Source organism: Micromonospora echinofusca, assembly GCF_900091445.1.
In the GTDB taxonomy this organism is placed as follows: domain Bacteria; phylum Actinomycetota; class Actinomycetes; order Mycobacteriales; family Micromonosporaceae; genus Micromonospora; species Micromonospora echinofusca.
The window spans coordinates 5,025,605-5,048,338 of sequence record NZ_LT607733.1 but is presented as its reverse complement, the minus strand read 5'-3'; the positions used below and the strand labels follow the sequence as shown (position 1 = coordinate 5,048,338).

The 22,734-nt window shown below is 75.3% G+C and carries 5 protein-coding genes; all 5 read left to right on the top strand.

Annotated elements, in window-relative coordinates:
- Positions 1 to 5: 5 nt before the first annotated feature.
- The 5 genes from GA0070610_RS21390 (at position 6) to GA0070610_RS21370 (ending at position 22,723) form a co-directional block, all read left to right on the top strand.
- Complete coding sequence (locus tag GA0070610_RS21390) at positions 6 to 10,853, top strand: type I polyketide synthase (protein WP_089001696.1); 10,848 nt, start codon at positions 6 to 8, stop codon at positions 10,851 to 10,853.
- Positions 10,854 to 10,879: 26 nt separating this feature from the next.
- The gene (locus GA0070610_RS21385; protein WP_089001695.1) at positions 10,880 to 20,131 is read left to right on the top strand and encodes a type I polyketide synthase; all 9,252 of its coding nucleotides are present in this window, start codon (positions 10,880 to 10,882) and stop codon (positions 20,129 to 20,131) included.
- A 63-nt stretch (positions 20,132 to 20,194) separates the two neighbouring features.
- The gene (locus GA0070610_RS21380) at positions 20,195 to 21,391 is read left to right on the top strand and encodes an alpha-hydroxy acid oxidase (protein ID WP_089001694.1); all 1,197 of its coding nucleotides are present in this window, start codon (positions 20,195 to 20,197) and stop codon (positions 21,389 to 21,391) included.
- 83 nt (positions 21,392 to 21,474) lie between these two features.
- Entirely contained in the window at positions 21,475 to 22,401 is a 927-nt protein-coding gene (locus tag GA0070610_RS21375; protein ID WP_089001693.1) for an FG-GAP repeat domain-containing protein, read from the top strand.
- A 1-nt stretch (position 22,402) separates the two neighbouring features.
- Positions 22,403 to 22,723 (top strand): ferredoxin, encoded by a 321-nt coding sequence (locus tag GA0070610_RS21370; protein ID WP_231925758.1) that lies wholly within the window; start codon positions 22,403 to 22,405, stop codon positions 22,721 to 22,723.
- Positions 22,724 to 22,734 lie beyond the last annotated feature (11 nt).

The following is a 22,734-nucleotide window of genomic DNA, read 5'->3' as shown; positions in this document are numbered from 1 at the left end:
CTGTAGTGGCCAACGAGGACAAGCTCCGGGACTACCTCAAGCGGGTAACGGTCGACCTGCAGAAGACCCGGCAGCGCCTGCACGAGGTGGAGGCGTCCGCGCACGAGCCGGTCGCGATCGTCGGCATGGCCTGCCGCTACCCGGGCGGCGTGACCAGCCCCGAGGACCTGTGGCGGCTGGTGGAGTCGGGCACCGACGCCACCGGCGCGTTCCCGACCGACCGCGGCTGGGACCTGGAGTCCCTGTACGACCCGGAGTCCCGCCGGGAGGGCACCTCCTACACCTCGCGCGGTGGTTTCCTGTACGACGCTGCGGACTTCGACCCGACGTTCTTCGGCATCAGCCCCCGCGAGGCGGTCGGGCTGGACCCGCAGCAGCGGCTGCTGCTGGAGGTCGCGTGGGAGACGCTGGAGCGCGCCGGCATCGAACCCGGCTCGCTCGCCGGCAGCCCCACCGGCGTCTTCACCGGCCTGATGTACCACGACTACGCGGGCAGCAACAGCTCGGGCAGCGTGGTCTCCGGTCGGGTCGCCTACACGCTGGGGTTGGAGGGACCGGCGGTCACCGTCGACACCGCCTGTTCGTCGTCGCTGGTGGCGCTGCACCTGGCGATCCAGGCCCTGCGCCGGGGCGACTGCACGCTCGCGCTCGTCGGCGGCGTCTCGGTGATGGCGACGCCGCTGACGTTCGTCGAGTTCTCCCGCCAGCGCGGCCTGTCGCCGGACGGGCGGTGCCGGTCGTACTCGGCGGACGCCGACGGCACCGGCTTCGCCGAGGGCGCCGGCGTGCTGCTGGTGGAGCGGCTGTCGGACGCGATCGAGCGCGGCCACCGCGTCCTGGCGGTCGTCCGGGGCTCCGCGGTCAACCAGGACGGCGCGTCGAACGGGCTCACCGCGCCCAACGGGCCGTCGCAGCAGCGCGTCATCGAGGCGGCGCTGGTCGACGCGGGCCTGTCGACGCGCCAGGTCGACGTGGTCGAGGGCCACGGCACCGGCACGACCCTGGGCGACCCGATCGAGGCGCAGGCGCTGCTGGCCACGTACGGCCAGGACCGTGCGGACCCGCTGTGGCTCGGCTCGGTGAAGTCGAACATCGGGCACACCCAGGCCGCCGCCGGGGTGGCCGGGGTCATCAAGATGGTGGAGGCGATGCGGCGCGGCGTCCTGCCCGCGACGCTGCACGCCGACCAGCCGTCGGACCAGGTGGACTGGACGGCCGGCAACGTGCGGCTGCTGACCACGGCCGTCGCGTGGCCCGAGACGGGGCAGCCGCGCCGCGCGGCGGTCTCCTCGTTCGGGTTCAGCGGCACGAACGCCCACGTGATCGTGGAGCAGGCGCCGCACGCCGAGGCGCCCGCACCGGCCTCCGCGCCGGTGACCTCGTTGCTGGTCACCGCCCGCGACGCCGACGGGCTGCGCGACCAGGCGCGACGACTGTCCGCCGTGGTGTCGCGGGTCGAGCCCGCCGAGCTGGGCTACGCCCTGGCCACCACCCGGTCCCGCTTCCCGCACCGGGCCGCCGTGTTCGGCACCTCCAACGAGGAACTGGCCGCCGGCCTGGCCGCGCTGGGCCGCGACGAGCAGGCCGCCAACCTGGTACGCGGCCGGGCGGCGGACGGCCGGGTCGCGATGCTCTTCTCCGGGCAGGGCGCGCAGCGCCTCGGCATGGGCCGTGGGCTGTACGCGACGTACCCGGAGTTCGCGGTGGCGTTCGACGGGGTGTGCGCGGCGCTGGACCCGCACCTGGACCGACCGCTGCGCGAGGTCCTGGACACCGAGGAACTGCACGAGACCGGCTGGACGCAGCCCGCCCTGTTCGCCGTCGAGGTGGCCCTGTACCGGCTCGTCCGGTCCTGGGGCGTCACCCCGTCGGTCCTGGCCGGGCACTCGATCGGCGAGCTGGCCGCCGCGTACGTCGCGGGCGTGTTCCCGCTCGCCGACGCGGCCCGCCTGGTCGCGGCCCGGGGCCGGCTGATGCAGGCGCTGCCGACCGGCGGCGCGATGCTCGCCGTCCAGGCCACGGAGGCCGAGGTCGCGCCGCTGCTCGGCTCCGACGTCGACCTCGCCGCCGTCAACGGCCCGGACTCGGTGGTCGTCTCCGGCACCGAGGAGGCCGTGGCGGCGGTGGCCGCCCGGTTCACCGACCGCCGGACCCGACGGTTGACCGTGTCGCACGCCTTCCACTCGCCGCTGATGGACCCGATGCTCGCGCAGTTGCGGGCGGTGGCCGAGACGGTGTCGTACGCGCCGCCGACCATCCCGCTGGTCTCGACGGTCACTGGCGCGCCCGTGGGCGACGAGCTGGCGACGCCGGAGTACTGGGTCGGGCAGGTCCGCGCGACCGTACGCTTCGCCGACGCGGTACGCGCCGTCGCCGCGACCGGCACCACCACGTTCCTGGAGCTGGGCCCGGACTCGGTGCTCGCCACCATGGCGGCGGACTGCCTCGATGGCGACGTGCTGGCCACGCCGGTGCTGCGCCGCGACCGCGACGAGCCGCGGGCCCTGATCGAGGCGCTGGCCCGGCTGGAGACCCGGGGCGTCACCGTGGACCCGGAGGCGTTCTACCACCGGTCCGGACCGTCCCTGGTCGACCTGCCGACGTACCCCTTCCAGCACGAGCGGTTCTGGCAGGACAGCGTCGAGCCGGCCGCCGCCGGTGGTTCCGGCGACGACGACGGCCTGTGGGCGGCCGTGGACAGCGGCGACCTCGACACGGTGGTCACCACGCTCGACGTGGACCCGCAGGCGCCCCTGGCGTCGGTGCTGCCCGCGCTGTCGGCGTGGCGCCGGGGGCGGCAGGAGCGCTCCGCGCTGGACGGCTGGCGCTACCAGGCGCGCTGGGAGCGCCTCCCCGGCGGCACCCCGGCGGCGCTGAGCGGGACCTGGCTGCTGGTGGCCGGCGACCCGGCGGCGACCGGGGACGCGGGCGCCGCCGTCGCCGACGCGCTCGCCGCGCACGGCGCGACCGTCGTCACCACCGACCCCGACGGCCTGCCGGGCCACCTCGACGGCGAGCCGGCCGGCGTGGTCTCCCTGCTCGCGCTCGACGAGACGTTCCTGCCCGGCCGCCCCGGCGTCCCGGCGGGCGCGGCCGCCACCCTCGACCTGATCCGCGTCCTCGCCGGGCGGGGCGTCCGGCTGTGGTGCGTCACCCGTGGCGCCGTCGCCACCTCGCCGGCCGACCCGGTGACCGGGGTGGCGCAGTCGCAGGTGTGGGGCCTCGGCCGGGTCGCCGCGCTGGAGCTGCCCGACACCTGGGGCGGCCTGGTCGACCTGCCCGCCGAGCTGGACGGGCGCACCGCCGCCGCGCTGGCCGGCGTCCTCGCCGGCAGCGGGGAGGACCAGGTCGCGGTGCGCCCGGACGGGGTGTTCGTCCGCCGGCTGCACCGCGCGCCGGTGACCGGCACCCCGCGCTGGCGCGGCGCGTCCGGCACCGTGCTGGTCACCGGCGGCACCGGCACCCTCGGCATCGAGGCCGCCCGGCTGTACGCGCGCCACGGCGCCGAGCGGGTCGTGCTGCTGAGCCGGCGCGGCACCGCCCCCGCCGAGGCCCTCGACGAGCTGCGCGAACTGGGCGCACAGGTCGACGTCGTCGCCTGCGACGTGGCCGACCGGGCCGCCCTGGCGGCGGTCGTCGACGGCTACCCCGACGTACGCGCCGTGGTGCACGTGGCGGGGCTGGCGCAGCTGACCGCCATCACGGACATGGACCACGCCGAGTACACCGACGTCGTCTCCGCCAAGGTCGCCGGCGCCACCAACCTCGACGCGATCTTCGCGGATCGCGACCTCGACGAGTTCGTGCTCTTCTCCTCCGTGGCCGGCGTCTGGGGCAGCGGCGGCCAGGCCGCCTACGCCGCCGGCAACGCGCACCTGTGCGCCCTCGCCGAGGCGCGGCGCGGCCGGGGACAGCCGGCCACCGCCCTCGCCTGGGGCCCGTGGGCCGGGAGCACCCTGGTGGACGACGAGATCTCGGCCTCGCTGCGCAAGCGGGGCCTGGCGCCGATGGCGCCGCAGCGCGCCGTCGCGGCCATGCGTACCGCCCTGGGGACCGGGGACACGAACGTCGTGCTCGCCGACGTGGACTGGTCGGCCTTCGCGCCGTCGTTCACCGCGCTGCGGCCGAGCCGGCTGTTCGACGCCATCGGTGAGGCGGTCGCCGACGCGGAGCCGACCGCGACGTCCACCTCCTCGGACTTCGCCCGCCGGCTCGCCGCCCTGCCGGAGGCGGATCGCCTGGAGCACGCCGTCGGGCTGGTGCGTACGCAGGTGGCGCTCACGCTCGGCTACGCGGGCCCGGAGGCGGTCGAGCCGACGTCGGCGTTCAAGGAGCTGGGCTTCGACTCGGTCACCGCCGTCGAGTTCCGCAACCGGATGGTGGAGGCCACCGGCGTACGGCTCTCCGCGGCCGTCGCGTTCGACTACCCGACCCCGGTCGCGCTGGCCGAGCACCTGCTGGAGACCGGCCGCACCGAGGTGCTCGTCGGCGCCGTCGCCGCCGACGAGCCGATCGCCATCGTCGGCATGAGCTGCCGGTTCCCCGGCGGCGTCGGCTCCCCCGAGGAGCTGTGGGCGATGCTGCGCGAGGGCCGCGACGGCATCGGCCCGTTCCCCACCGACCGCGGCTGGGACCTCGACAGCCTGTTCCACCCCGACCCGGAGCACTCCGGGACCAGCTACGTCCGCGAGGGCGGCTTCCTCGCCGACCTGCCGGGCTTCGACGCGGCGTTCTTCGGCATCAGCCCTCGCGAGGCGGAGGCCATGGACCCGCAGCAGCGGCTGGTGCTGGAGGCGTCCTGGGCGGCCTTCGAGGACGCCGGCATCGACCCCACCGCGCTGCGGGGCAGCGCCACCGGGGTGTACGTCGGCGCCAACAACGTCGACTACGCCCGGATCACCGGCGGCGCGGGGACGAGCGCCGAGGGCTTCATGGCCACCGGCAACGCCGCGAGCATCCTCTCCGGCCGGCTCTCCTACGTGCTGGGGCTGGAGGGCCCGGCGGTGACGGTGGACACCGCCTGCTCCTCGTCGCTGGTCGCCATGCACCTGGCGGTGCAGGCGCTGCGCTCGGGCGAGTGCGCGATGGCGGTGGCGGGCGGCGTGACCGCCATGGCGACGCCGGGCGCGTTCCTGGAGTTCAGCCGCATGCGCGGGCTCGCCCCGGACGGGCGCTGCAAGGCGTTCGCGGCCGGCGCGGACGGCACCAACTGGGGCGAGGGCATCGGCGTGCTCGTGCTCGAACGGCTCTCCGACGCGCTCGCCGCCGGCCACGAGGTGCTGGCCGTGGTGCGCGGGAGCGCGGTCAACCAGGACGGCGCGTCCAACGGGTTGACCGCCCCCAACGGGCCGTCGCAGCAGCGGGTCATCCGGCAGGCGCTGGCCGACGCCGGGCTCTCCACGGCCGACGTGGACGTGGTCGAGGCGCACGGCACCGGCACGACGCTGGGCGACCCGATCGAGGTCGACGCGCTGTTCGCCACCTACGGCCGGGACCGTGCCGGCGACCGGCCGCTCTGGCTCGGCTCGGTGAAGTCGAACATCGGGCACACCCAGGCCGCCGCCGGCGTCGCCGGAGTGATCAAGATGGTGCTCGCGCTGCGGCACGGCGAACTGCCCCGCACCCTGCACGTGGCCGAGCCGACGGCCCACGTCGACTGGGCGGGCGGCGTCCGGCTGCTGGCCGAGGCACAGCCGTGGGGACGCAACGGGCACCCGCGCCGCGCCGGCGTCTCGTCCTTCGGGTTCAGCGGCACCAACGCCCACGTCCTCGTGGAGGAGGCCCCGGAGGCGCCCGAGACCGAACGGACGCCCGACGACGGGCCCGTCGCGCTGGTGCTCTCCGCCCGCTCGGACGGCGCGCTGCGCGAGCAGGCCGCCGGGATCGCGCCGCTGCTGGCCGACGTGCCGCCGCGCGACCTGGCGTACTCGCTGGCCCGGCGCAGCGCGCACCCGCGTCGCGCGGTGGTGGTCGGCGGGGCCGACGAGCTGCGCGCCGGCCTCGCCGCGCTCGCGGCGGGGGAGCCCGCGCCCAACCTCGTCACCGGGGCCGCCGGCACGCCGGGCAAGGTGGCCTTCTCCTTCCCGGGGCAGGGCTCGCAGTGGATCGGCATGGCCGTGGAACTGCTCGACGCCTCGCCGGTGTTCGCCGCGCGGATGGCCGAGTGCGCCGACGCCCTGGCGCCGCACGTGGACTGGTCCCTGGAGGCCGTCCTGCGCGAGGGCAGGGACCTGGACCGGGTGGACGTCGTGCAGCCCGTCCTGTTCGCCGTGATGGTGTCGCTGGCCGAGCTGTGGCGCCACCACGGCGTCGAGCCCGCCGCCGTGGCGGGGCACTCGCAGGGGGAGATCGCCGCGGCCTGCGTGGCGGGCGCCCTCTCCGTCTCGGACGCGGCCAGGGTCGTGGCCCTGCGCAGCCGGGCCCTGCTGCGCCTGTCCGGCAAGGGCGGCATGGTGTCCGTGCCGCTGCCGGCGGCCGAGGTGCGCGACCGGCTGGAGCGCTTCGCCGGCCGGGTGACCGTGGCGACCGTCAACGGGCCCCGGACGACGGTCGTGGCCGGCGAGCTGGACGGCCTCGACGAACTGCTGGCCGAGTGCGAGCGCGACGGCGTGCGCGCCAAGCGCATCCACGTCGACTACGCGTCGCACTCGGCGTACGTGGCGGAGATCCGCGACGAGCTGCTCGACGTGCTGGCCGGGCTGGAGCCCCGCCGGCCCGAGGTGCCGCTCTACTCGACGGTGGACGACCGCTGGCTCGACGACGAGCCGATGGACGCCGAGTACTGGTACCGCAACCTGCGCCAGACGGTCTGGTTCGAGCCGGCCATCCGCGCCCTGCTCGACGCGGGCGTCACCACGGTCGTGGAGGTCAGCCCGCACCCGGTGCTGACCATCGGCGTGCAGGACGTCGTCGACGACGCGGAGGCCCCCGCCACGGTGGTCGGCTCGCTGCGCCGCGACGAGGGGGGCATGGCGCGCTTCCTGCTCTCCCTGGGCGAGGCGCACGCGCACGGCGTACGCGTCCGCTGGGACGACGATGGGGCGCGTCGGGTCCGGCTGCCCGGCTACCCGTTCCAGCACGAGCGCTTCTGGCCGGCAGCCGCGACGGTCGCCGCCGACGCGGCCGGGCTGGGACTCGGCGCCACCGAGCACCCGCTGCTCGGCGCGGCGGTGGCCCTGGCCGACACCGACGGCCTGCTGTTCACCGGCCGGCTGTCGGTGGCCGCGCACCCGTGGCTGGCCGACCACCGGGTGGGCGGTCAGGTGATCGTCCCCGGGACCGCGTTCGTCGACCTCGCCGTCCGGGCCGGCGACGAGGTGGACTGCGGCCGCGTCGAGGAGCTGACGCTGACCGCGCCCCTGGTGCTGCCCGACAGGGGCGGCGTCCAGGTGCAGATGCGCGTCGACGCGCCCGACGACAACGGGCAGCGGCAGGTCACCATCCACTCCCGTCCGGACGGGGTCGCCACCGACGCGACGCCGTGGGTGCGCCACGGCGTCGGCCTCCTCGCCCCCGGCGGGCCGGCGGGCGACTTCGACGCCACGTGGCCACCCCCGGAGGCCGAGCCCGTCGAGGCCGACGAGCTGTACGCCACCCTGGCCTCGGCCGGTCTCGCGTACGGCCCGACGTTCCAGGGGGTGCGCCGGGTGTGGCGCCGGGGCGAGGAGATCCTCGCCGAGGTCGCCCTGCCGGCGGAGGCCGCCCGCGCGGCGGCCGGCTACGGCCTGCACCCGGCGCTGCTCGACGCCGCGCTGCACCCGATCGCGCTCGCCACCTCGAGCACCGAGGCGTTGCTGCCGTTCGAGTGGAGCGGTGTGTCCGTACACGCCGTCGGGGCGACGGAGCTGCGCGTCCGGTTGCGTCCGCGCGGCCGGAACACGGTCGAGGTGACCGTCGCCGACCAGACCAACACCGTGGTCGCCGAGGTGGAGTCGCTGGTGCTGCGGGAGGCCGCCGCCCCCGCGCAGCCGAGTACGCACCACGACGCCCTGTTCCGCCTGGAGTGGACCCCGGCCGCCACCCCGGCGACCCCGCCGGACGCCCGCTGGGCGGCTCTCGGCGGCTGCACCCTGCCCCAGGACGCCGGCCTCGTCGCCGACGCGTACCCGGATCTGGCGACGCTGCGGGCCGGCGTGGCCGACGGCGCGCCGATGCCCGCCCTGGTCGTGCTGGCCTGCGCGGCCGACGCCGCCGGCGACCTCGCCGGGGCGGCGCACCGGGCCGTGCACGACACCCTCGCGGTGCTGCGGGAGTGGCTGGCGGAGGAGCGGTTCGCCGACGCCCGGCTGGTCGTCGTCACCCGGGACGCGGTGAGCGTGCACGAGGCGGCGGCGGACCTGGCCGGCTCGCCGGTGTGGGGTCTGCTCCGCTCGGCGCAGAGCGAGAACCCGGACCGCTTCGTCCTGCTCGACGTCGACGACCGCGAACCGCACCGGGCGCTCGCGGCGGTGCTCGCGGCCGACGAGCCGCAGCTCGCGATCCGCGACGGCGTCGCCCTGGCGCCCCGGCTCGCCCGGGCGGCCAGCAGCCCCGCGCTGACGGCGCCCACGGCCGATCGCTGGCGGCTGGACGTCACCGAGCGGGGCACGCTGGACAACCTCGCCCTGCTGCCCGAGGCGGAACAGGCCCCCGCCCTGGCGCCGGGGCAGGTGCGCATCGCGATGCGCGCCGCCGGCCTGAACTTCCGCGACGTGCTGATCGCCCTCGACATGTACCCCGGCGGCGGGGTGATGGGTGGCGAGGGCGCGGGCGTGGTCGTCGAGGCCGCACCCGACGTGAGCGGCGTCGCGGTCGGCGACCGCGTCATGGGCCTGTTCTACGGCGCCTTCGGCACCGACGTCGTCACCGACGCGCGGATGGTCGTGCCGGTACCGGCGGGGTGGTCGTTCGCCCAGGCGGCGTCGACCCCGATCGCCTTCTGCACCGCCTACTACGCGCTGGTCGACCTGGCCCAGGTGAAGCCGGGGGAGCGGGTCCTGGTGCACGCCGCGTCCGGCGGCGTCGGCATGGCCGCGGTCCGGCTCGCCCGGCACCTCGGCGCCGAGGTGTACGGCACGGCGAGCACCGGCAAGTGGGACGCGCTGCGCGCGATGGGGCTGCCGGACTCGCACATCGGCAACTCCCGCACCCTGGAGTTCGAGCAGCGGTTCGGCGGGGCCGGCATCGACGTGGTGATCGACTCGCTGGCCAAGGAGTTCGTCGACGCCTCGCTGCGGCTGCTGGGCCGCGGCGGCCGGTTCATCGAGATGGGCAAGACCGACGTACGCGACCCGGGGCGGGTCGCCGAGGACCACCCGGGGGTCGAGTACCAGGCGTTCGACCTGCTCGCCATCGACCCGGAGCGGGTCGGCGCGATCCTGCGGGACGTGCTCGCGCTCTTCGTGGAGGACCGCCTCACCCCGCTGCCGGTGCGCACGTACGACGTGCGCCGCGCCCCGGAGGCGTTCCGGACCATGTCCAAGGCCCGGCACGTCGGCAAGCTCGTGCTCACCACGCCGCCCCGGCGCGACCCCGACGGCACGGTGCTCGTCACGGGCGGCACCGGCACCCTCGGCGGGCTGCTGGCGCGGCACCTGGTGACCCGGCGCGGGGTGCGGCACCTCCTGCTCACCAGCCGCCGGGGCCCGGACGCCGCCGGCGCCGCCGACCTGGTGGCCGAGCTGACCGGGTACGGGGCGCAGGTCACGGTCGCCGCCTGCGACGCGGCGGACCGCGACGCGCTGGCCGAGACCCTGGCCCGCGTCCCCGCCGCGCACCCGCTGACCGCCGTGGTGCACACGGCGGGCGTCCTCGACGACGGCCTGGTCACCGCGCTCACCCCGGAGCAGGTCGACGCGGTGCTGCGGCCGAAGGTCGACGCGGCGGTCAACCTGCACGAGCTGACGCTCGACGCCGAGCTGGCCGAGTTCGTGGTGTTCTCCGCGGCGGCCGGCACGATGGGCGGCCCCGGGCAGGGCAACTACGCGGCGGCGAACACCTTCCTCGACGCGCTCGTGGCCCACCGGCGCGCGGCCGGGCTGCCCGCCCGCTCGCTCGCCTGGGGACTGTGGGGCGAGGCGAGCGGGATGACCGCGCACCTGGACGCCACCGACCGGGCCCGGATGGCCCGCGTCGGGCTGCTGGAACTGTCCGTGGCGCAGGGCATGGCGCTCTACGACGCGGCGGAGCTGATCGACGAGGCGCTGCTGGTGCCGATGCCGGTGGACCCGGCGGCCCTGCGCGAGCTGGGCCGGGTCGGCATGCTGCCCCCGCTGCTGCGCGGCCTGGTCCGGGGCACGTCCCGGCGGGCGGTGGAGCAGGCGGCGCAGTCGCCCGGCGCCCTGCGGGACCACCTCGCGAGCCAGAGCGGCCCGCAGCGGCGGCACACCGCGCTGGAATTCGTCAAGGCGCAGGCCGCCGCCGTGCTCGGGCACGCCAGCGCGAGCGCCGTCGACCCCGACCGGCCCTTCACCGAGCTGGGCTTCGACTCCCTGACGGCGGTCGAGTTCCGCAACCGGCTGAAGGCGGCCACCGGCCTGAAGCTCTCCGCCACGATGGTCTTCGACCACCCGACCGCCGGGGCGCTCACCGACCACCTGCTGGCCGGGCTGGCCCCGGCCGAGGCGGACCCGGCGGCGGGGCTGCTGGCCGAGCTGGACCGGCTGGAGCGGTCGTTCGCCCAGGCCGGAGCGGCGGGCCTGGCGGACGCGGTCAAGGCACGGATTACCGATCGGTTGCACGCGGTGATGTCGAATTGGCGTGGCAGGTCCGACGTGGACACCGAACCCGACGGACTGGACGTCGGCCTGGCGCTGAAGACCGCATCGGCCGACGACCTGTTGCGGTTCATCGACGACGAACTCGGCACCGGTTGAGCCGGAGGCGCTGAGGAGGGCTACTGATGGCGAACGAAGAACAGCTTGTCGAGTACCTCCGGCGCGTGACCGCCGACCTGCACGAGACGCGGCGCAAGCTGCGGACCGCGACGGAGCGGGAGCCGATCGCCATCGTCGGCATCGGCTGCCGCTTCCCGGGCGGCGTGCGCTCCGCCGAAGAGCTCTGGGAGCTGGTGTCGGCCGGCGGGGAGGGCATCACCGACTTCCCCACCGACCGGGGCTGGGACCTGGACGACCTGTTCGACCCGGACAGCGGCACCGGCACCAGCTACGTACGACGCGGCGGCTTCATCTCCGACGCCATCGACTTCGACGCGGGCTTCTTCGGGATCAGCCCTCGTGAGGCGCTGGCGATGGACCCGCAGCAGCGGCTGATGCTGGAGACGTCGTGGGAGGCGTTCGAGCACGCCGGCATCGACCCGCAATCCCTGCGGGGCAGCCGGACCGGCGTGTTCGTCGGCGCCAACAGCGTCGAGTACCTGTCGGCGATGCAGCAGGACATGGACGCGCTGATCGGCTACACGATGACCGGGGTCGCCGGCAGTGTGGTGTCCGGCCGGGTGTCGTACGTGCTGGGGCTGGAGGGACCGGCCGTCACCGTCGACACGGCGTGCTCGTCGTCGCTGGTGGCGATGCACGTGGCGGCGCACGCGCTGCGCAGCGGCGACTGCGACCTCGCGCTGGCCGGTGGCAGCTGCGTCATCGGCACGCCGGGCACGTTCATCGAGTTCTCCAGCCAGAAGGGGCTCGCCCCGGACGGGCGGGTGAAGGCGTTCGCCTCGGCCGCGGACGGCACGGCGTTCGGCGAGGGTATCGGCGTACTCGTGCTGGAGAAGCTCTCCGACGCGCGCCGCAACGGCCACCAGATCCTGGCCGTGATACGGGGCTCGGCGGTCAACCAGGACGGCGCGTCGAACGGCCTGACCGCGCCCAACGGGCCGTCGCAGCAGCGGGTCATCCGGCAGGCCCTGGACAGCGCCGGGCTCACCCCGGCCGACGTGGACGCGGTGGAGGCGCACGGCACCGGCACCACGCTGGGCGACCCGATCGAGGCCCAGTCGCTCATCGCCACCTACGGTCAGCAGCGCGACCGGCCGCTGTGGCTGGGCTCGGTGAAGTCCAACTTCGGGCACACCCAGGCCGCCGCCGGCGTCGCGGGCGTGATCAAGATGGTCATGGCGCTGCGGCACGAGGAACTGCCCCGCACGCTGCACGTGGACAAGCCGTCGCACCACGTGGACTGGACCGACGGCGCGGTGCGGCTGCTGGACGAGCCGGTGGGCTGGCCGCGGGGCGACACCCCGCGCCGGGCGGGCGTCTCGTCGTTCGGCATCTCGGGCACCAACGCCCACGTGCTGATCGAGGAGCCCCCGGCCGTCGAGGCCCCGCAGGACGCCGCGCCGGCCGAGGGCCCGACCCTGTGGGTACTGTCGGCCCGCACCGAGGCGGCGCTGCGTGAGCAGGCGGTCCGGCTGCGCCGACACCTGACCGACGACCACGCCGAGCACGACGTCGCGCACGCCCTCGCCACCACCCGGGCCCGCCTGCCGCACCGCGCGGTGCTCGTCGGCGACCGGACGGAGCTGTCCACCGCACTCGACGCGCTCGCCGACGGCGACGCCGCCCGCAACCTCGTCACCGGCCTCGCCGACGTCGGCGACCGCACCGCGTTCCTCTTCCCCGGGCAGGGCTCGCAGTGGCTGGGCATGGCCGCCGAACTGCTCGACACCTCGCCGGTCTTCGCCGACCGGATGACGCAGTGCGCCGCCGCCGTGGACCGGCACACCGACTGGTCGCTGCTCGACGTGCTGCGCGGCGTACCGGGCGCGGCCTCCCTCGAGCGGGTCGACGTCGTCCAGCCCGCGCTGTTCGCCATGATGGTCTCGCTGGCGGCACTGTGGCGCTCGTACGGGGTCGAGCCGGCCGCCGTCGTCGGGCACTCCCAGGGCGAGATCGCCGCCGCCTGCGTGGCCGGCGCGCTTTCCCTCGACGACGCCGCCCTGGTGGTGACCCGGCGCAGCCAGCTCATCGCCGTGGAACTCGCCGGCCGGGGCGGCATGGTGTCCGTGTCGCAGCCGGTGGCGGAGGCCGCCCGGCGGCTGCGGCCCGGCCTGTCGGTCGCCGCCGTGAACGGGCCCGCCACCGTGGTGGTCTCCGGGTCGCCCGAGGCGCTCGACGAGCTGCTGGCCGAGTGCGAGCGCGATGAGGTCCGGGCCCGGCGGATCGACGTCGACTACGCCTCGCACTCCGCGCACGTGGAGTCGATGCGCGACGAACTGCTCCGGATCCTCGCCCCCGTCCGCCCGCGCACCGGCGACATCCCGCTCTACTCGACCGTGACGGGCGAACTGCTCGACACCGCGGAGCTGACCGCCGACTACTGGTACCGCAACCTGCGGCAGACCGTCGAGTTCGAGCAGACCGTACGCGGCCTGGTCGCCGACGGCGTCGACTCCTTCATCGAGGTCAGCTCGCACCCCGTGCTCGTACCGGCCGTGCAGGACCTGCTCGACGAGGCCGAGGGCGGCTCCGTCGTCGGCACGCTGCGCCGCGACGAGGGCGGCCTGCGCCGGTTCCTGCTGTCGCTGGGGCAGGCGCACACCCGGGGCGTACGGCCCGACTGGGCCACGCTCGTCACCGCCCCCGCCCGGCGGGTCGCCCTGCCGACGTACGCCTTCCAGCGGCGCACCTACTGGCCCAGCGGCGCGGGCGGCCCGGTCGACGCCACCGGCCTCGGCCTGGGCTCCACCGGGCACCCGCTGCTCGGCGCGACCGTGTCGCTCGCCGGAGCGGACGGGGTGCTGCTCACCGGCCGACTGTCGACCTCGGCGCACCCCTGGCTCGCCGACCACCGGGTGGCGGGCCGGATCCTCCTGCCCGGCACCGCCTTCGTCGAGCTGGCGATCCGGGCGGGCGACGAGGTCGGCGCCACCCGGATCGAGGAGCTGACGCTCGAGGCGCCCCTGGTGGTGCCGGAGCGGGGTGCGGTGCAGGTCCAGCTCCGCGTCGGCGAGCCCGGCCCGGACGGCGTCCGGCGGCTGACGGTCCACTCGCGGCCCGACGCGGACGGCCAGTGGACCCGGCACGCCACCGGCACCCTCGCCACCGGCGCGGCGGGCGCCGACGACCGTGCGGCGACCCCGGCGGGTGTCTGGCCGCCCGAGGGCGCCGAGGCGGTGGACACCGCGCAGTTGTACGACCGGTTCGCGTCGCTCGACGTGACCTACGGCCCCGCCTTCGGCGGCCTGGGCTCGGTGTGGCGGCGGGGCGACGAGCTGTTCGCCGAGGTCACCGCGCCCGACACGGCGAAGGTCGCCGGCTTCGGCCTGCATCCCGCCCTGCTCGACGCGGGGCTGCACCCGCTCGGCCTGGGCGTCTTCACCGCGGACGACGGCGCGGGCGGGCCGTGGCTGCCGTTCGCCTGGCACGGGGTGAGCCTGCACGCCACCGGTGCCGCCCGGCTGCGGGTGACCATCCGGCCGGCGGGCCCCAACGCCGTCGCGGTGGCCGTCGCAGATCATGCGGGTGCGCCCGTCGCCGCGATCGAGGCGCTGGCGGTGCGCCGCCTGCCCGCGGGCGCGCTCGCCGCCCTGACCAACCCGCGCCACCAGGCGATGCACGTGCTCGACTGGGTGCCGGTCCCGGTGGCCGACGGCGCGGCCACGGTCGCGGTCGTCGGCGGCGACCTGCCCGGCGCCACCACGTACGACAGCCTCGCCGCGATCACCGAGGTTCCCGGCCACGTGGTCCTCCCGATCACCCGCGACGGCGACGACCTCGTCGGGGACACCTACCGGGTGGCGGAGCGCACCCTCGCCGCCGTCCAGGAGTGGCTCGCCGACGACCGGTTCGCCGACGCCCGGCTGGTCCTGCTCACCGAGGGCGCCACGGACGGCACCGACCCGGCGCTCGCCGCCGTGTGGGGGCTCGTGCGCTCGGCGCAGTCCGAGAACCCCGGCCGGTTCGTCCTGGTCGACGTCGCCGGTCAGCGGTGGCAGGCGAACCTGGTGCCCGCGCTGCGTACGGGTGAACCGCAGCTCGTCCTGCGCGACGCCGAGGTGCTCGCGCCCCGCCTCGCCAAGGCGGCGGGCGAACCGGGCACGCCGCCGGAGATCACCGGAACCGTCCTGGTCACGGGCGCCTCCGGCACGCTCGGCCGCCTCGTCGCCCGGCACCTCGTCGCGCGCCACGGCGTCCGCCGGCTCGTGCTCGCCGGCCGCCGCGGCATGACCGAGGACCTGGCGATCCTGCACGACGAGCTGACCGCCCAGGGCGTGCACGTGACGGTGGCCGCCTGCGACGCCGCCGACCGCGAGGCGCTGGCCGCGCTCGTCGCGGAGCACCCGCCCACGGCGGTCGTGCACACGGCCGGCGTCCTCGACGACGGCATGATCGCGTCGCTCACGCCGGAGCGGCTCGCGACCGCGCTGCGCCCCAAGGTCGACGCGCTGGTCAACCTGCACGAGCTGGCCGGTGACCTGAGCGCCTTCGTCGTGTTCTCCTCGGCGGCGGGCGTCCTCGGCGGCCCCGGGCAGGGCAACTACGCGGCGGCCAACGCCTTCGTCGACGCGTTCGCCGCCCACCGGCGTGCCCGGGGCCTGCCCGCCGTCTCGCTGGCGTGGGGCATGTGGGCGCAGCGCACCGGCCTCACCGGCGCCCTCGACGACGCCGACCTGGCCCGGATGCGGCGCTCCGGCGTACGGCCGCTGTCCACGGAGGACGGTCTCGCGCTGTTCGACGAGGCGCTCGGCGCGCCGGAGGCCGCCCTCGTGCCGATCCACCTGGACCTCGCCGCGCTGCGGGAGCAGGCGACCGGCGGGGTGCTGCCCACGGTGCTGCGCGGCCTGGTCCGCACCCCGGCGCGACGCCAGGTCTCGGCCGACGCCGCGGCGGCCTCCGACCTGGTCGCGACCCTGGCCGGGCGGGGCCCTGCGGAGCGCCGCAAGGAACTCGTGGACATCGTCCGCGCGCAGGTCGCGGTCGTGCTGGGGCACGGCGGCGGCGACGCGGTCGGCGCCACGACGGCCTTCAAGGAGTTGGGCTTCGACTCGCTCACCGCGGTCGAGTTCCGCAACCGACTCAACGCGGTGGTCGGCCTGCGGCTGCCCGTCACCCTGGTCTTCGACTACCCCAACCCGACGGTGCTCGCCGAGCACCTGGACGCGGAGCTCTTCGACGGCGGGCCGGCCGCCGCCATGGTGGTGGCCTCCTCCGACGGCGGCGACGACCCGATCGCGATCGTCGGCATGGGCTGCCGCTTCCCCGGCGGCGCCAGCTCCCCGGAGAAGCTGTGGGACCTGGTCGCGGGGGGCGTCGACGCGGTGGCCGGCTTTCCGACCGACCGGGGCTGGGACATCGACAACCTTGTCGACACCGACCCGGACAAGCCCGGCCGCACGTACTGCGCGGAGGGCGCGTTCCTGTACGACGCGGCCTTGTTCGACGCCGAGTTCTTCGGCATCTCCCGACGCGAGGCCCTGGCCATGGACCCGCAGCAGCGGCTGTTCCTGGAGACCTCGTGGGAGGCCGTCGAGCGCGCCGGCATCGATCCCACCAGCCTCCGCGGCAGCCGCACCGGCGTGTTCGCCGGCCTCATGTACCACGACTACGTGGCCCACCTCCAGCACCTGTCCGCCGAGCTCGACGGGTTCATCGGCACCGGCGTCGCCGGCGGCGTGGTCTCCGGTCGGGTGTCGTACGCGCTGGGGCTGGAGGGGCCGGCCGTCACCGTCGACACGGCGTGCTCGTCGTCGCTGGTCACCCTGCACCTGGCCGCCCAGTCGCTGCGTCGGGGCGAGTGCGCCCTCGCCCTCGCCGGCGGCGTGACCGTGCTCGCGACGCCCAACGCGTTCATCGACTTCAGCCGCCAGCGGGCCCTCGCGCCGGACGGCCGGTGCAAGTCCTTCGCCGCCGGCGCGGACGGCACCGGCTGGGGCGAGGGAGTCGGCGTACTGGTGCTCGAGAAGCTCTCCGACGCGCGCCGCAACGGCCATCCGGTGCTCGCCGTCGTCCGCGCCACCGCCGTGAACCAGGACGGCGCGAGCAACGGCATGACCGCGCCGAACGGCCCCTCCCAGCAGCGACTGGTCAACCAGGCGCTCGCCGACGCGGGGCTGCGTCCCGCCGACGTGGACGCGGTGGAGGCGCACGGCACCGGCACCACGCTGGGCGACCCGATCGAGGCCCGGTCGCTCATCGCGACGTACGGCCGCGACCGGGGCGAGCAGCCGCTCTGGGTCGGCTCGATCAAGTCGAACATCGGGCACACGCAGGCCGCTGCCGGTGTCGCCGGGGTGATCAAGATGGTGGAGGCGATCCGGCACGGCGTGCTGCCGCAGACGCTGCACGTCGACGCGCCGTCGCCGCACGTGGACTGGGCCGACGGGGCCGTCCGGCTGCTGACCGAGGCGGTGCCCTGGCCGGAGACGGGACGCCCGCGCCGCGCCGGCGTCTCCTCGTTCGGCATCTCCGGCACCAACGCGCACGCGATCATCGAGCAGGCGCCGGAGCCGGTGGTGGTGGACTCGACGGCCGAGGTGCCGGTGGTGCCCCTGCTGGTGTCCGGCCGCGACCAGGCCGCGCTGCGCGACCAGGCGGCCCGGCTCGCCGCGCGCCTCACCGACGAGGCGTCCGCCGTCGATGTCGGCTACTCGCTCGCCACCACCCGGACCGCGCTGCGGCACCGGGCGGCCGTGCTCGGCGGGGACCTCGACGAGCTGCGCGCCGGCCTCTCCGCGCTGGCGCGCGGCGAGAACGCCTCCGGGGTCGTCGGCGGGGTCGCCGACACCGCCGGGGCGACCGCTCTGATCTTCACCGGTCAGGGGGCGCAGCGGGCGGGGATGGCGCGGGAGCTGCTGGCGTTCCCGGTGTTCGCGCGGGCGTTCGACGAGGTGTGCCGGGAGTTGGACGGGCATCTGGACCGGCCGTTGCGGGAGATCCTCGACAGCGAGGAGCTGCACCAGACGGGGTGGACGCAGCCCGCGTTGTTCGCGGTCGAGGTCGCGTTGTTCCGGCTGTTCGAGTCGTGGGGTGTGCGGCCCGACTTCGTGGCGGGGCACTCGATCGGTGAGTTGGCGGCGGCGCACGTGGCGGGGGTCTTCACGTTGGCCGACGCCGCCCGGTTGGTGGTCGCCCGCGGCCGACTGATGCAGGCGCTGCCGACCGGCGGGGCGATGGTGGCGGTGCGGGCCACGGAGGACGAGGTCGCGCCGCTGCTCTCCGGCGGGGTGGCCATCGCCGCGGTCAACGGACCGCAGTCGGTGGTGCTCTCCGGCGAGGAGGCGGCCACCCTGGCGGTCGCCGAGGAGTTGACCCGCGGCGGTCGCAAGACGAAGCGGTTGACCGTCTCGCACGCGTTCCACTCGCCGCTGATGGAGCCGATGCTGGCCGAGTTCCGCGCGGTCGCCGAGTCCGTCACCCACCAGCCGCCGACGATCCCCGTGCTCTCCACGGTCACCGGCGACGTCGCCGAGCTGACGCCCGAGTACTGGGTCACCCAGGTGCGGGCGACGGTGCGGTTCGCCGCGGCGGTCGAGGCACTGGCGGCACGCGGCGTACGCACCTTCCTGGAGCTGGGTCCGGACGCGGTGCTCACCGCCCTCGGCCGGGACTGCGTGGCGGACGCCGAGTTCGTGCCCGCGCAGCGCGCCGACCGCGACGGTGCGCTGGTGGTGGTCGAGGCCCTCGCCCGCCTGCACAGTCGAGGTGTGGTCGTCGACTGGGCGGCCTTCTTCGCCGGCGCGCGCCCGGTGGCGCTGCCCACGTACGCCTTCCAGCGCACCCGCCTGTGGCCGGACGCGCCCGCCGTCGCCGCGCCCGGCGACGACTTCTGGGCCGCGGTCGACCGCGACGACCTGGGCGCGCTGCTGGGTCTGGACGACACCGCGACCCTCAAGGACGTGGCGGTGGCCCTGTCGACGTGGCGGCGTGGGCCCGCGCCGGGCTACCAGCTGCGGTGGTCCCCGGTCACCGCGCTGCCGACCGCCGCGCTCCCGGGCGTCTGGCTGGTGCCGGAGGGCGTCGATCCCATCGCCGAGGCGATGGCCCGGCACGGCGCCGACGTCCGCGTGTACCGCGCCGGCACGGCCGACGAACTGCTCGACCTCGCGCCGGACCACGTGGTGTCGGGGGTGCTGACGACGCCCACCGGACCCGCCCCCGCCGAGCTGCTCGGGGCCCTCGACGAGGCCCGCATCGACGCCCCGGTGTGGGCGTTGACCCGGCAGGCGGTCGCGGTCGCCCCCGGCGAACGCGTCGCCGACCCGACCGGGGCCGCGGCGTGGGGCTTCGGCCGGGCCGCCGCCGTCACCACGCCCCGCGCCTGGGGTGGGGTCGTCGACCTGCCGGAGGCGCTCGACGAGCGGACCCTGAGCGCCCTGTGCCGGGTGCTCACCCGGGGCGCGGGTGAGGACCAGGTGGCGCTGCGCCCGGCGGGCGTCTTCGCCCGCCGGCTCGTCGCGGCACCCGCGCACGCGGGTGACCCGTGGCGGCCGGCCGGCACGGTCGCGCTGCACGGTGGGCCGCTGGCGGAGCGGATCGCCGCCCTGCTGGAGGCGGCGGGCGCGACGGTCACCACGGGCGCCGCCGACACGGTGGTCGTCACCAGCGACGCCGACGACGCGGTCGCGACCGCCCTCGCCGCCGAGGCGGAGCGGCTCGTGCTCGTGCACACGGTCGACGAGCTGTTCGGGGTCGCCGGCGCCGCCGAGACGGCGGCCGTGTTCGACGCGATCGCCCAGCGGCGTGACGGGGCGGTGTGCGTAGCGGTCGGGCCGGACCTCACCGTCGAGCGGTTCGCCGCCGCGGTGGGCGCGGGCGCCGTCGGCCGGGTCGCGGCCGACGTGGACTGGGCCTCGTTCGTGCCCGACTACACCCGCTACCGGCCGAGCCCGCTGCTGCGGGAGCTGCCGGACGCGATGCGTCACATCTCCGAGTCCGCCGAGGACACGCTCGACGTGGACAGCCCGGACGCCGTGCGTCGGCTGCTCGACGGCGCCGACGAGGCGGAGAGCCGCACGGTGCTGTCGCACGTGGTGCGGGCACAGACCGCGTACACGCTCGGTCTGCCGTCGGCGGCCACCGTCGAGGAGGACCGGGAGTTCCTCGACATCGGCTTCTCCTCGCTCACCGCCGTGGAGCTGCGCCGCAGGCTCGAAGCCCTCACCGGGCTGGAGCTGACGGCCGCGCTCGTCTACGACCACCCGACACCCGCCGAGGTGGTCGAGGAACTGCTCGCCCAGCGGGCCCTCGTCGCGTAGCCGACCCCCCCCCACGACGTGGAGCGGCCCCCTTCCTCACCCCCCTCACATAAGGAAGCCCACATGAGCAAGTCCGCTCGGATGAGCACCCTGATCAAGCCGCCCAAGGTGGCGTGGAACCCGACGGATCGCCGGCTGCTGCGCGCGGCGGGCATCGCCGACCTGCGCGCCGTCGCCCGCCGGGCCGTGCCGCGGATGGTGTTCGACTACTGCGACGGGGCGGCGGACAGCGAGCGCAGCCTCAGCCGCGCGCGGGAGACCTTCGCGAACATCGAGTTCCAGCCGTCGGTTCTGCGCGACGTGTCCAAACTGGACACCAGCCGTACGGTGCTGGGAAAGCGGCAGAAGCTGCCGTTCGCCCTGGCGCCCGTCGGGTTCAACCGGGTGATGCACGCCGAGGGCGAGCCGGCGGTCGCCTCGGTCGCGCAGCAGTTCGGTGTGCCGTACTCGGTCTCCACCCTCGCCACCACGTCGCTGGCGGACGTCGCCGCCGCCGCGCCGGAGGGCCGGCACTGGTTCCAGCTGTACTTCGCCGAGGACCGGGCGATGGTCAAGGAGCTGCTCGCGCTCGCGGAGGAGGCCAGGTTCGACACGATCCTGCTGACGCTGGACACGCCGATCTCCGTCCCGCGCCGCCGCGACATCCGCAACGGGCTCACCATCCCGCCGTCGATGAGCGTCGCCACCTTCGCCGAGGCGTGCCTGCACCCGGGTTGGTGGGTGCGGCAGTTCCGGGCGGGCGCCCCGTCGCCGCAGGTGCTGAAGGCGACCGGCGGGTCCGCGTCGGACATGATCAAACGGGTGTTCAACCCGCGGTTGTCCATCGAGGACGTCGAGTGGCTGCGCGGCGCCTGGTCGGGAAAGCTCGTCGCCAAGGGCGTGCAGAGCGTCGCGGACGCCAAGCGGGTCGCGGCCGTCGGGGTCGACGGGGTGTGGCTGTCCACGCACGGCGGGCGCAAGCTCGACCGGGCACCGGTGCCCGTCGAGCTGCTGCCGCACGTGGTCGACGAGGTCGGTGACCGGGTCGAGGTGCTCGTCGACACCGGCATCACCTCGGGCGCGGACATCGTGGCCGCGATCGCGCTGGGCGCCAGCGCCGCGGTGGTCGGTCGGGCCTACCAGTACGGCTTGATGGCCGGCGGCCGGCGCGGCGTCGTACGCGCGATGGAGATTCTCAGCCGGGAGATCGAAATCACCATGAAGCTGCTCGGGGTCGGTTCAATGGACGAGTTGAACCGTTCCCACATCAAGTTCCGCTGATTTCGCGACTCTGCGGTCGGGACGCCGCCTTCCCGGGTGGTGAGGGGTGCGGGTAGGGGTACCTGCCCCATCTCCCGTTCGTAATGATCGGACTGTCGTATTTCGGAGCATACCTGGAGGTATTTGTGGCACGCATGAGCGGGAATGGCCACTGCCGTTCATTCAACGGGGACGGGAGGATGGACATCATGGCCCGCGACGACGCCACGGGCCATCTGCTGGTCTTTCCGCACACCGGCAGCTTCCGTGGCAGCGAGACCTTCGACAAGCCGGAGTTGATCAGCACCAGCTTCCATCCGCAGCGGAACCACGTGGTGGTCCGTCCCATCGACGTCACCGGTAACGGTTATGCCGACGTCATCGGCGTCAGCATGACCTATGCGAACGCGACCCACGGCATTTTTCTCTACCCGAACAAGGGCGGGCTGAACGGCCTCGACACCCTCGGCGAGCCGATCCGCATCTCCGGCGCACGCGACGACAAGAAGTGGGAGACCCTGGGCATCGCGGACGTCGACATGGACGGCTGCGACGACATGTTCGGCCGGGAACAGAACGCGGGCAACGTCGACGCGTTCTTCAACCAGCGGGAGGTCAAGCAGAACGAGACGTACGACCGCACCGCGCACCGACTGGTGACCGTCGACGTCAACGACTTCCCGCTCGCAATGGCCGACATCACCGGCACCGGCCGCCCCGATCTGCTGGTCCGCCGTGCCAACGGCGACCTCGACCTGTACGAGTTCGCGCACAACACCTCCGGCGAGGGCCAATGGTGGCAGGGCGAGGGCCGTTGGTACACGCTCGGCCGGGGCTGGCAGGAGTTCGCGCACATCTCGGTGACCGACATCGACCTCGACGGCCGGCCGGACCTGCTGGCCGTACGCGCCGACGGCACGCTCGTGGTCCACCTGCACAACGGCAAGTTCGCCCCGGACCGGCCGGACGCGACGATGTCCGCACCGGAGGTCATCGCGACCGGTTGGCAGAAGTACTCGGTGGTGAGCTGACGTGGACCCACTCGTGACCAACGGGCCCAGCACCGCGGACGTGCGACGGGACGAGGCAGCGACGAGCGCGGACGCGGAGAGCCAGACCCGGTGGCGGCTGTCGGTGGACTCGGCCCGATGCGTCACCTCGGGCTTCTGCGTCGGCAGCGCGCCGGACCACTTCACGATGGAGCAGGTCTCCCGGCCGTCGGCCGACGTGGTGGCGCCGGATGACGCGGTGGTCGAGGCCGCCGAGTGCTGTCCGGTGGAGGCCATCTTGGTGCTCGACGCGCGAACCGGAACGCAGATCGCCCCGAAGCTGGTGCCGCCCCCAACCGCGTAGCCACCCGACCC